Origin of the sequence: Sphingobium sp. SCG-1, assembly GCF_002953135.1 — a bacterium.
Taxonomy (GTDB): domain Bacteria; phylum Pseudomonadota; class Alphaproteobacteria; order Sphingomonadales; family Sphingomonadaceae; genus Sphingobium.
Genome location: NZ_CP026372.1, coordinates 4185246 through 4197041, shown reverse-complemented (window position 1 = coordinate 4197041; position 11796 = coordinate 4185246). Strand labels below are relative to the sequence as shown.

Sequence of the window (11796 nt, the reverse complement as noted above, 5' to 3'; positions counted from 1 at the left end):
CCGTGTTTAGCGACGGAAATAGTCTTCGACATTCAGGAAAGCGCGTAATCCTTCCGGCGTAGCCATACGAACAGGATCATCGGCAGGCGTAACCGCGCCGCGCCAGGCCGTCGCCCGCAGGGGCGTCACAGTCCATTCAGAGCGCGGGTCCAGCACATGCGGGCAATTAGCGATGACGACGATCACATCCATCTCTGCGCGCAAGATCATGGCACGTCCGGCGTCAAATGGGCCGATGACGGGAGTGATGGTCCCGTCGGCCTCGATCCGTGTGCCCTTGAACAGGTTCACGCAGGGATGGACGTCCCGCCGTTGCAGCCCATGCTTGGCCGACCCGAGCAACAGGCGGTCGCGCCCATTGGGAAAAGCGCCGCTGTTGCGACCTTCGCCATATCTAGCGAGATTGGTCGCGGCATTGGAGGTGCCGCAGAAGGCATCATGGGTGCCTGCGCCATCCTCCATTATGCTCATCAGGACGCGACCCATATCGGACAGAAGCAGCTTGCCTCCGCCCAGATAGGCATTCCACTGTATCTTCACCGTGTCCGCAACGTTGAGCCGCTCGGTCGGCATCTCGGCATTGTAGATTAGCATTGAAGCGCAAGCGTCGCCTCGCAAATCGATCAGGCGGAGGCGGGAACCGCGTGAGAGTTTCCGGGTCGCATAACCGCCCGCCGCAATCGTTTCTTCCCACAACAGGTCGGCGGCGGTCACATTCTCAGGCAAGTCCTCGGCGACTGGCGGCACGCGCGGCATCGCTTCCGCCACCGTTCCGGCCATGGCTCGGGCGTGATCCCGGGCAGCCATAGGATCGGCAAGCATTGCCGTCATGCAGCGGCCCCCTTGTTCGCCCAGTGCCTGCTTGGGGCTGCGCTGTCGTCTTTCTCCATGCCCTCCTGCTCATGCAATTGCGGTAGCAGGGCGGTGGTGGTGACAAGCTGCAATTGATGCACACCCCGAACGCCGCGCAAGGCGTCGCACAGTTCCTTCAGTCGTGTGGCTGGTCCCTGCACCAGCAGCACTTCGAGCGACTGGTCACCTTCCAGAAAGACATGCTGGGATGAGATGACCTCCTTCAGATAGTCGGCTTGCGTTTGGGAAAGCTGCTGCCGCACGCGGCCGCGATCGCCTCGGTACACAAGCGTGATCGTGCCGGCGAGCATGTCTTCCGGGCGTGTCAGCGCCTCATGTTCGGCAAGCGCATGCCGTATGAGTTCTGCAATCAGTTGCGACCGGGAAGGAAGACCGCGCTCTTCGACCATCACGTCGAGTTGGCGGAACAGTTCTGCGGGAAGGCTCATGCTGAGCCGGGCAAGATTAGTGGGTTCGGTGCTCATCCTACGCTCTTTTCAATTATTACTATTCTCGTCAAGTGTAATACTTTCTTTGACGCCATCCCGTGCCGGTGCTGCGACGCGGACTCTTCTGGCAAGCGGAAGGTCATAGACCGCAGTTGCGCCGAAGCGATGAGGTGCGTGTGGATCGCGGCGGCGCTTGTCCAGTGTCAGAACGCGCGTGCCAAGAGAGAAGGCTTCTCTGATATCGTGCGTGACCATGATGACAGTCAGCGAATAGTCGCTCCACAGCCGCGTTATCAGGGCGTGCATGTCCGCCCTGATGCCGGGGTCAAGCGCGCCGAAAGGTTCGTCGAGGAGCAGGATGCGTGGCCGCTTGATAAGCGCTTGCGCGATGGCAAGGCGTTGCTGCATCCCGCCCGACATCTGCGCAGGATAGAGATGCAGGCTGTCGCCCAAGCCGACGGCGTGCAGCATTTCCTCTGCCTCGGCTACGGCGGCGCGGCGGCGCGCACCGAAGAGCCGGGCCGCCAGCGGCGCCTGCGCGCACTCAAGTCCAAAGACCGTGTTGCGCAGGACGGACATGTGCGGAAACACGGAATAGCGCTGGAACACCACGCCGCGATCCGGTCCGCACTCTGGCGGAAGCGGCGTGCCATCCAGCATGATCGAACCTCGAGTCGGGATTTCCTGACCCAAAATGATGCGCAACAGGCTGCTCTTGCCGGCACCCGATGGCCCGATGATGGAGACGAAGGAGCCTGCCTCGATGTCGAGATTGACTCGCTCCAGCACGACCTTGTCGCCATACTCGACCCAGATATTGCGAAGGCTCAGCAGCGCGCTCAATGGTCCGCTCCATGCACCCAAGGGTACAGGCGGCGGCTCGACCATGTCAGGAGAACGTCCATTGCAATGGCGAGGAGCGCGATCCATGCGACGTAAGGGAGAATGATATCCATCGAAAGATAGCGGCGGACGAGGAAGATGCGATAGCCAAGGCCGACATCAGAAGCGATCGCCTCCGCCGAAATCAGGAATACCCAGGCGGGGCCGAGCGATAGCCGTACTGCCTGGATCAGGCGCGGCATGGCCTGTGGTAGCGCGACGCGAATCATTAATTGCCAACTGCTTGCACCCAACGTCTGTGCCTTGACGATCTGTTCCCTTGGGAGGGCCGCAATATGGGCTGCGACGTCACGGATCATAAATGGCGCGATACCGATGACGATCAACGCCACTTTCGCCGTCTCGCCAAGACCGAAGGCGATGAACAAGATCGGCAGCAGCGCGATCGGCGGTATCACGGCAATTCCCGTCACCAGCGGACCAAAAGTAGCGCGTACCGGCGGTAGTACGCCCAGGAGTAACCCTACCAATAGGGCCGATAATGTGGATATACCCAGACCCAGCCCCAGTCGCTGAAGGCTCGCGATTGTGTCCGCCCAGAAGATAAGTTGCCCGGAAAGCTGGTCTGGCTGGAACAGCAGCGCCGACATCGCCTCCATCATGCTGCTGGGCAAGGGCAAGATCTTATCGTTGGGATTGGCAGCATGACGGCTGGCTGCAACCAGAAGATAAAGCAGCACCAGCAGGAGGATAGGTATTGCGCCCAATAGGATGCTGTTACCCCTCCGGACGCGTCGGTTCACCCAGCGCATGACATCCTTTCCCTGCTATGCCGCACCCGCTCAGAGCTTACCATCGGCCGCCATTTGCATATAGCTTGCGTCGAAGCGCAGAGTCACATGGCTGGCGTCGCCAAGCGTCTTGTTGCCTGGGAAAGCCATACCCACTGCATCGGCGGACTTTGCGCCTTGGCCAAAGAGCCCCTTGGAATAGCTGAAGTCCCGCACACGCGTCATGGTGGTGATGAGCGCGGGGGCCGATGTGGCCGCTACCGCCGCCTTTGGATCGCTGTAAAGATAAGTGGTGGAAAGCTGGCTGTCGAACATTTCCGGCTTGGTGCCTGCCAGCTTAGCCATGGCCGCACGCGCGGCCTTTCCCTGCGCATCCTGTCGCTGCATCAGCGCGGTCGTCTCGTACCAGATGCCGGCCAATGCCTTGCCCAGATTGGGGTTGGTCTTCAGTGTCGCCGTGTCGACGACGAGCAGGTCGAGTATCTCACCGGGGATGTCGGCTGAACTGAAGACTTCTTTTGCGCCAGGCGTCGCTTTCATGACGGAAAGTTGCGGGTTCCAGGCGACGGCGGCCCTCGCTTCCGGCGTGGTGAACGCGCCAACAATGTCTGCGTCCGACGTGTTCACTGTCTTGATGTCGGTCAATGACATGCCGACCGAACTGAGGCCACGTGCAAGGAGATAATGGGAGACGGACAACTCAGCGAGATAGACTTGTCGGCCCTTGATCGCGCTGAGCTTGTCTGCCCCCTTAAGCATGATGCCATCATTGCCGTTCGAATAGTCGCCCACGATGATCGCGCTGGTGTCCTTGCCCCCGGCCGCGGGTATAGTAAGAGCGTCCATGTTCGCGACGGTTACGCCGTCCAGTTTGCCCGCTGTGTACTGATTGACGGACTCCACATAGTCGTTGACCTGCACAACGTTGATCTTGAGACCGTATTTGTCGGCCCACTTTTTAACGATGCCAGCCTGCTGCGCGTACGGCCAGGGCATCCAGCCTGCATAGATCGACCACCCAATGCTAAATTCCGTGCGCGGCTGAAGCGCTTTGTCCGATGAAGGCGAGCAGGATGCTGCCACCAGCGCACACGCCATCACTGCGATTCTCCCCGCGCCAAGAATTCCGTTGAACATGATTCGACCCCTTTCGCACTGCAACATTGCCGCAAAAAAAGCCTTTGTCCATGCGTCATTATTACTATTGCGAGATTTAGTAATATCGATACCATGCTTGTGTCGCAGCAGGGCGCAAAAGTGGGAGCGAGTACATGAAACAACCGATCGGCTTGGCGCTGTTACTGGTCATACTCAGCGCAGCCGCAGCGCCAGCTCAAGCGTCCCTGACTGAAGAGACATTCAAAGTACCGGGTTTTGCCGACTTCCTCGCGGTGGACGAAAATACGGTTTGGGCTACCAATGCGGGACGCGTCGAACAATGGTCAACCACAGGCAAGCGGGCCTCCGTTGCCGTGCCAAAGCCGTGCGGCGCGATGGCGCTTGCTTTCGGATCACTCTGGGTCGCCAATTGCCAGGATGGCAACCTTTATCGGATCGATGTGCGGACCGCGCAGGTCCAAACTGTCATCGCTACCGGCGTTGCTAATCCTCAAGGCGAATTGAATGTCGTCGCCGGCGCCGGGTCTATATGGGTTCCCAGTGATGGGAAAGGCAAGATCGCCCGAATAGATCCGGCAGCGAACAAGGTGACGGCACTCGTCGACGTCGATCCTGGCACCTTCTACCTGGCGTTCGGCTTTGACGCGTTATGGGCCGTGAGCAGTGCGGAGCAGTCGCTCCAGCGGATCGATCCGCAAACCAATTTAGTGGTGAAGAAGGTCAAGCTCGGCAAACAGCCTGGATTTCTTGCCGCTGGTGAAGGCGCGGTTTGGGTGCAGGAGCAGGGTGACGGCACTGTTGCGCAAATCGATCCGGCTTCGGTGAAGGTGTCGAATCGCGTGAAGGTTGGGAAGACACTGCTATATGGCGACATCGACGTGGGAGGCGGCAAGGTCTGGCTTCGCACGACTGACGATCAGACGTTCGTGACCATCGATCCCAAATCGATGGAGATACTGGCGCGCGCCGGTAAACCTTCCGGCAGCGGAGCGTTGCGGTACACGCCATCAGGCATCTGGACCACCGCGCATGATTTGCAGACTTTGTCCTGGTGGAGCGAAACGCCGTGACAGTCGAGCGCTCTTTCACGATGTGACCTACGAATGGCGACTCGACCCTAGGCTTGTTCGCGATCATGACGGAGGCTCGTCACTTAGCTGATGGGCGCATGGTTCATGCCATGACGCTTTTCTCCCCAAAAAAGGCAGTTTTCCGGCACGGATGATCTTTTCTAATCATACGGATTAAACACGCAAATAATACTCTTGACGCAATACGTAATATCAATACCGTGTGACAAGTCGCGTCATAGAACGACATCGCTAAGGGAGGATCAGTAACATCAGGCCGTTCACCGGCGTGATGCAGGAGATTTCTCTTTTGGGGATTTTCTATGGAGCAAAAGCCTGCCTTTAATGCCGCTTTCGATAGCACTACGCCGTTGATGGCGGACAGCGCTCATGACGGTGGAAACCCTGATCTCCGAGATTATGCCTATGGTGTCGATGGCGCGACTGTAGAAGGGGAGAGCGCCCTGAAGAAACTGGCGTTCGACCTGTTGCCGCCCGCGACCCTCGCGGTCATCATGTCTTTCTGGGCATTTGGTCCTGAGACATGGACGAAGAACCCGTGGTCCATCGTCATAGCGGGTCTCCTTACGACCGCGTTCGTGCAGGGCCTCGAATTTGTCCGCGAGCGGCACCCCGGCTGGCGTATCAACAGACGCGAATTTTTCACGGACCTCTTCTATTTGACGTTGGGCTACACCGCGATTGGCTGGGCGTCGTCGACACTGGCCGAAGACCCGTTGAAGGCAGCCAAGCAATCGCTGGGAATCACCACTGAATGGGCGATGCATCTGCCGTTTCTGGCGCAGGTGATGCTGGTGATCGTCCTGGTCGAGTTCGGCCAATATTGGATGCATCGGCTGATGCACAACAATTCCTTTTTATGGTCGACGCATGCGCCGCATCACCACATCACCCAGTTGAACGCGATGAAGGGATCTGTGGGCAATCCCATTGAATTGTTCCTGATTAGCCTGAGTATCGTAGCGCTCTTTGACTTGCCCGAGGCCGCGAAATTCTGTGCATTCAACGTCCTGGGCGCCGTCTCCACATTCAACCATGCCAATGTGCGATCAGACCCCCCCAAGTTCTATTCCTTCTTCTTCACGACCATTCGGAACCACAGCCTTCACCATACAGCGCTGAGCTACGAAGACACCCGCTGCAACTATGGCAATTCGCTGATCCTCCTCGACCGAATATTCGGGACGTATCGTGAGGGCGAGTCGGCGGTCGTGGGTCAGGACGAACGCAAGCGATTGTCTATCCTCGAACAATTCATGTTCCCGGCGCGCCCTCTGATCGAAAGGATACAAGAGAGGCGGAGTACGACGGAAGTCGCAACGAACTGATCCAGGGAGGGACCGGCGGAGCAATACCAGATCGAACGCGCCGACGAGTTTCAAGAAGCACAACAGCAAATGCGTCAGCCCATAAACCCGAAAAGCGGTGGCGGCGCATAACGAGGGGCCTCGAAAATAAAGGCCAAATCCGGTTCTGGCAGAGCGTTGCCAGGGCATGGGAGACTGTAACCAAAAGGGGACATGTATGTCATATCGCGCGAAGTTGAGGTTGGGGCTTTTGTCCGCGACCATATTCACGAGCACCGCGCTCGCCATGCCAGCGCTTGCACAGGCCGCGCAGGAAGCTGCCGCTGATGAGGGGAACGCCATCATCGTCACCGGCACACGCCGCAGCACGACATTGATGGACACGCCGATCAACATCTCGGCCGTAAGTTCGGAGGAGCTGGCGCGGCAGCGGATCGACGATATTCGCGACCTTGCCGACTTTACGCCCGGCATGACGATCTCGGACACTGGCCCCGGTTCGACCGGATCGGTCGTGCTTCGCGGACTGAATGCTTCGGACGTCGCTTCCGATGGCGCGTCCTACGACGATTCGCTCGGCGTCTATCTGGGCGAGGTTCCGCTCTATTACGACTTCAAGCTGCTCGATATCGCACGCGTGGAAACGCTCCTCGGGCCGCAAGGCACGCTCTATGGCCTCGGGACGCTGGCGGGCGCGATACGGTACATCCCTAACCGTCCAGACGTGAACACTATCGAAGGCGAAGCACATGGCCGCTTTTATGGCAAAAGCCACAGTGGCAAGCTCGGTTATCAGGCGGACGGCGTCATCAACATTCCGATCGTGCAGGATCACATCGCCTTCCGCACGGCCACCGGCTATTATTACGATCCTGGCTTCATCGACTCCCCCTTGTTGCTCCGGCAACCCGGCGTGTCGCTGCCGCAGCCGGGCGGGACCGATGGCGTGTCCGATGCGGATTATGCGGCGAACCTGACGGGCCGCAAGGATCTGAACTTCGAAAAGACTTTCACCACGCGAAACCAATTGCTGTTCCAGACCAGCGAAGACCTGAAGGTGAACTTCACCTATGCATTCCAGCGGACCAAGACCGACGGTCGCCAAGCCAATAGCACCGGCGTGTTGGGAACGGGCAGATATCAGAATGCCAGCCGTTATATCGAGCCGGTGAACCGCCGGGCGCATCTTGTAAGCATGGAAGTTAACGCGAATATCGCGGACATCGTCGATCTGGTGTCGACGAGTGCGTACACCAACGTCCGGAATCGGTCGCAATTGGATAATACCGACCTGCTGCTCGATCTCGACTATGATTACGAGCTGTTCCCGGCCTTTTCGAGCTGGAACGAGTCCGACAATCGCCGCAAACAGTTCAATCAGGAAATTCGCCTCGTTTCCGCTCATGGTGGCCCATTTAGCTGGGTGTTAGGCGGCTTCTACAATCAGCAGAAATATCACAATGATTATGCCGAGCATGTTCCGGGCCTGTCGGACTTCTATGGAATACCCGACAACCCCGAAGATCTCGAATATGTGAGCTATACCAAGTCCAAAGTGACCGAGAAAGCGATCTTCGGCGAGGGCACGTTCAAGATAACGCCACAGTGGCAGGTTACCGGGGGCGCGCGCTATTTCAAATATAGTTCGAACGTCAGAGGGGCGCTCACGCTGCCGCTGATTGGGGATGACCCTGACACGGACGTAATCGAGAATCCGCTCAGCCCCTATGACATACTGGCTGCGGGCGGCAAAGCGAAGCAGGATGGCTGGGTATGGAAGGTCAATACGTCCTATAACGTCACACCCGACTTCATGGTGTATGCGACCTACAGCAAGGGTTATCGTATTGGCGGCCCTAACGGCGTTGCACCCTGTCCCGATCCCATACCGGCGGATCAGCAGAATGCCTGTGCCCTGCCAAACGAGGTTCAATATGGCCCTGACAAGACCAAGAACGCTGAAATCGGCATTCGCACGCAGCTTTTCGATCGGAAACTGACGTTCAACTTCGACGTCTTCCACATCAAGTGGCAGGGCATTCAGGTCGACTCCGCTACGTTGAACGGCATCGCCGGGATCACCGTGAACGGCGGGGCCGCGAAATCGCAGGGGTTTGAGACGTCTTTCCAGTTCAGGCCGATACCGCAATTGTCGATCCAGGGCAGCTATTCCTATACGGACGCCAAGCTGACCGAGAATATACCTGGCGTCATAACCATTCGCACCACCCCGAATGACTATGACTCGCGGCCCAAGTTCACGCAGCTCGACGCATTGGATGGCGATCGCCTGCCAGGATCGGCGAAGAATTCCGGTAGCCTAGGTGCGACGTACACTATGCCGATGATGGACGGAAACCTCGTCGCCAACTGGACAGCAACCTATCGTGGTAACGTTGTCTCACGTCTCGGCTGGGATCGTGGGTATGGCGACAAGATCCCGAGCTATGTGCTGAACCGCGCATCACTGTCCTATGAGACTGACCGGTACAGCCTTAGCCTGTTTGCGAACAACATCTTCGACAAATATGCGGTGGTCTCGGTCGGTCAGGACCGCTCGCGCATCGGCGTGAACGATGGTGTCGCCGTTCGCTACTATCGGCAGACAGTGCTGAACCCACGCACCTTCGGTCTGGAGGCGCGCATTAAATACTGACAAGTTTGACGGACGAGGCGCTTTCCAGAGATGGTTGCGCCTCGATCCGGAGCGCTGGCCTGGTGGCGTGCAGTAATGGCGACGAGTGCGTGGCTATTCCTTGGCGTATTGTCCTGACGTCTAATGATGCGCCCTCTCTCGAGCCGCTGAATCGGGCAAGCGGAACATCTTTTTGGACGTTGATCTACATTCGGTGGGGGACGATGCCAGTGATCTGTCTGCCACTGCGATGCGGCCTAGGCCACCATCTAACCAATCATTGATGCGGTGAAGGACAGATCAGGCCGTTCTCACCCCTCTTTCACAATCGCTTTTCGTAGATCATGTAGCTTTTGTTCGTGAAGGCATCGATGGCCTTGGTGATGGCCACCATCCCCTGATTGTCCTCCAATATCCAGCCCATCTCGCCGCGCGACGCGCCATAATTAGCGATGGCATCGCGGCGGGTATGCTCGATCATCATGAAGGCCAGCTGGCTTGCCATACGAGAGGACTGGAGTTTCTGCACGACGCCCATCAGTGGCACGCGGACCGAGCGTAGCTTGGGCTTGCGGAGCCACCAGAGCAGCTTCACCCAGCCGAAGGGAAACAGCGATCCATTGAGCGGCTTTAGCGCTTCGTTGAGGTCGGGCAGGGTCATCATGAAGGCGACCGGTTCACCGTCCACTTCGGCGATGCGGATCAGGTCTTCATAGACGATGGGTCTCAGTTTCTTGCCCGTGAACGCGATTTCGCTGTCGGTGATCGGCACGAAGCCCCAGTTGCGGCCCCAGGCATCGTTCAGGATGTGGAGGATGATCGCGGCTTCTTCATCGAACTTCTTCTTGTCGACCTTGCGCACGACGATCCGGGGGTTCTTCTCACCCGATTCGACGATGCGCTTGATAAGGGGAGAGAAGCCCTTCTGGATGTTGATCTCGTAGCAATTGAGGCGCTTGGCGTGAGCATAGCCGGCGCTTTCGATCCAGGCTTCATAAGCGGGACTGTTGTGGCCCATCATCACGGTGGGCGGATGATCGTGGCCGTGGATCAGCAGGCCGGGTTCCTCCCAGATGGAGAGCGAGATCGGCCCCAACACGCGGGTCATGCCCTTGGCGCGGAGCCAATCCTCAGCCGTCGCGATGAGGGCGTGGGCGGTGGCCTCGTCCATCGCCTCGAACATGCCGAAATTGCCGGTGCCTGGACCCATGCCCTGCTCCGGCGACATCTTGAGCGCGAGGTGATCGATGTGCGCAGAGACGCGGCCCGTGACCGTGCCGCCGCGCCGGGCAAGAAAATATTGCGCCTCGGCATGTTCGAAGAACGGGTTCTTGCCCGGCGTCAGCAGGCCGTAGATTTCGGCCTTTAATGGCGGCACCCAGTTGGGATCGTTGGCGTAGATCGCCCAGGGAAGATCGACAAAAGCCTTCAGGCCCGCCTTGCCGCTGACCGGGGAGATCACTACGTCGTTCTGTGCCATGGAGCCGTCTTTGCTTACAGGTCGTTACGCCGATATGGCCTATCGCGCTTTGCCAAGTTGCACCGTGGGGCGCAACGTCGATTGTGCCATGTTGCTGCCACGAACTGTGCGCATTTGGCCGCTAGGAAGTTTTGCATGACGAAGTTCGATACCATAGCCATACCTGCGGGCGCGATGCCACAAGGCACGTCGAAAGTGGAACGGGTTGCGCCGCGCATTGCCGACGACGCGACGCTGTTGCGGATTGCGGCCGAGTTGAACCGGGAGTTTTCTGTCGCCAGTCCAAGTTTGTACTGGACCGATTTCCTTGCATCAACCTTGCTCGGCTATGCTGGCCTGACTGGCGCGATCCTGCTGGATAATGCCGCGCTCGCGGTTGCGTCCGGGCTTGTCGCGATGCTGGCGTTGTATCGGGCGGCGAGCTTCATTCATGAATTGACGCATATCCGCAAAGGCGCGCTCCCTGGTTTTCGCGTTGCGTGGAACGCGTTGGTCGGCGTGCCACTGATGATCCCATCGTTCATGTATGAGGGCGTGCATACGCTGCATCATGCGCGCACGCGGTACGGCACGGCCAACGATCCCGAATATTTGCCGTTGGCGCTGATGAAGCCGTGGTCGCTGCCGCTGTTCGTAGTGGTGGCGATGTTGGCGCCAGTGGGTCTGATCCTGCGCTTTGGGCTAATGACGCCGCTGAGCGTGCTGATCCCGCCATTCCGCCGTGTGGTGGAGGCGCAATATTCCGCACTATCGATTAATCCCGCCTTCCGTCGCCGTCCGCCGGAAGGTGAATTCAAGCGGCAGTGGTATGCGCAGGAAGCGGGGGCTTGCCTGTTCGCGATGGCGCTAGTGGGTAGCGTTTTTGTCTTTGGATGGAGGCCATTGCTGACCTACATGGCCGTGCATTCGGCGATGACCGTCATTAATCAGCTACGCACTTTGGTTGCGCATCTCTGGGAGAATGAGGGCGAGGCGATGACCGTGACGGCGCAGTATCTGGACTCGGTGAACGTGCCGCCGCCTTCTTATCTGGCGCCAATCTGGGCGCCCGTGGGCCTGCGCTATCACGCACTGCACCATCTGTTGCCGAGCGTGCCCTATCACGCGCTGGGTAAGGCGCATCAGCGGATGGTCGCGGCGCTGGAGATACAACCGGTTTACAGCCGGGCCAACTATCGCGGTATGATGCCGCTGGTCGCCAAGATTGCACGCAGCACGATGCGCTGAGG

General features: G+C 58.6%; 10 protein-coding genes. 4 read left to right on the top strand and 6 right to left on the bottom strand.

What is annotated here, in order from left to right:
* Positions 1 to 6: 6 nt before the first annotated feature.
* The 5 genes from C1T17_RS19335 to C1T17_RS19315 are packed head-to-tail and all read right to left on the bottom strand — an operon-like array spanning position 7 to position 4072.
* Positions 7 to 831: an urea amidolyase associated protein UAAP1 gene (locus C1T17_RS19335; RefSeq protein ID WP_104954836.1), complete on the bottom strand. Its 825-nt coding sequence runs from the start codon at positions 829 to 831 to the stop codon at positions 7 to 9.
* Positions 828 to 1337, bottom strand: a complete 510-nt coding sequence (locus C1T17_RS19330) for a CopG family ribbon-helix-helix protein (RefSeq protein WP_104954835.1) — start codon at positions 1335 to 1337, stop codon at positions 828 to 830. The genes C1T17_RS19335 and C1T17_RS19330 overlap by 4 nt, the downstream gene beginning before the upstream one ends.
* A 12-nt stretch (positions 1338 to 1349) precedes the next feature.
* The gene (locus C1T17_RS19325; protein WP_104954834.1) at positions 1350 to 2144 is read right to left on the bottom strand and encodes an ATP-binding cassette domain-containing protein; all 795 of its coding nucleotides are present in this window, start codon (positions 2142 to 2144) and stop codon (positions 1350 to 1352) included.
* Positions 2141 to 2956 carry an ABC transporter permease gene (locus C1T17_RS19320; protein ID WP_104954833.1) on the bottom strand — a complete coding sequence of 272 codons (816 nt, stop codon included), beginning with the start codon at positions 2954 to 2956 and terminating at the stop codon, positions 2141 to 2143. The genes C1T17_RS19325 and C1T17_RS19320 overlap by 4 nt, the downstream gene beginning before the upstream one ends.
* 30 nt (positions 2957 to 2986) lie before the next feature.
* A complete protein-coding gene (locus tag C1T17_RS19315; RefSeq protein ID WP_104954832.1) occupies positions 2987 to 4072 on the bottom strand; it encodes a putative urea ABC transporter substrate-binding protein in 1086 nt (361 codons plus the stop codon).
* A gap of 134 nt (positions 4073 to 4206) precedes the next feature.
* Between C1T17_RS19315 and C1T17_RS19310 the strand changes: the two genes are divergently transcribed.
* The 3 genes from C1T17_RS19310 (at position 4207) to C1T17_RS19300 (ending at position 9108) form a co-directional block, all read left to right on the top strand.
* Entirely contained in the window at positions 4207 to 5124 is a 918-nt protein-coding gene (locus C1T17_RS19310; RefSeq protein WP_104954831.1) for a hypothetical protein, read from the top strand.
* 323 nt (positions 5125 to 5447) lie between these two features.
* On the top strand, positions 5448 to 6473 hold the full coding sequence (locus C1T17_RS19305; RefSeq protein ID WP_104954830.1) for a sterol desaturase family protein: 1026 nt from the start codon (positions 5448 to 5450) through the stop codon (positions 6471 to 6473).
* Between the two features lie 196 nt (positions 6474 to 6669).
* Entirely contained in the window at positions 6670 to 9108 is a 2439-nt protein-coding gene (locus C1T17_RS19300; RefSeq protein WP_104954829.1) for a TonB-dependent receptor, read from the top strand.
* Between the two features lie 301 nt (positions 9109 to 9409).
* On the opposite strand, the gene C1T17_RS19295 is transcribed toward C1T17_RS19300, so the two are convergent.
* Entirely contained in the window at positions 9410 to 10567 is a 1158-nt protein-coding gene (locus C1T17_RS19295; protein ID WP_104954828.1) for an N-acetyltransferase, read from the bottom strand.
* A 174-nt stretch (positions 10568 to 10741) separates the two neighbouring features.
* On the opposite strand from C1T17_RS19295, the gene C1T17_RS19290 reads away from it, so the two are divergent.
* Positions 10742 to 11794 (top strand): fatty acid desaturase family protein, encoded by a 1053-nt coding sequence (locus C1T17_RS19290; RefSeq protein WP_104955372.1) that lies wholly within the window; start codon positions 10742 to 10744, stop codon positions 11792 to 11794.
* The last annotated feature ends 2 nt before the right edge of the window (positions 11795 to 11796 follow it).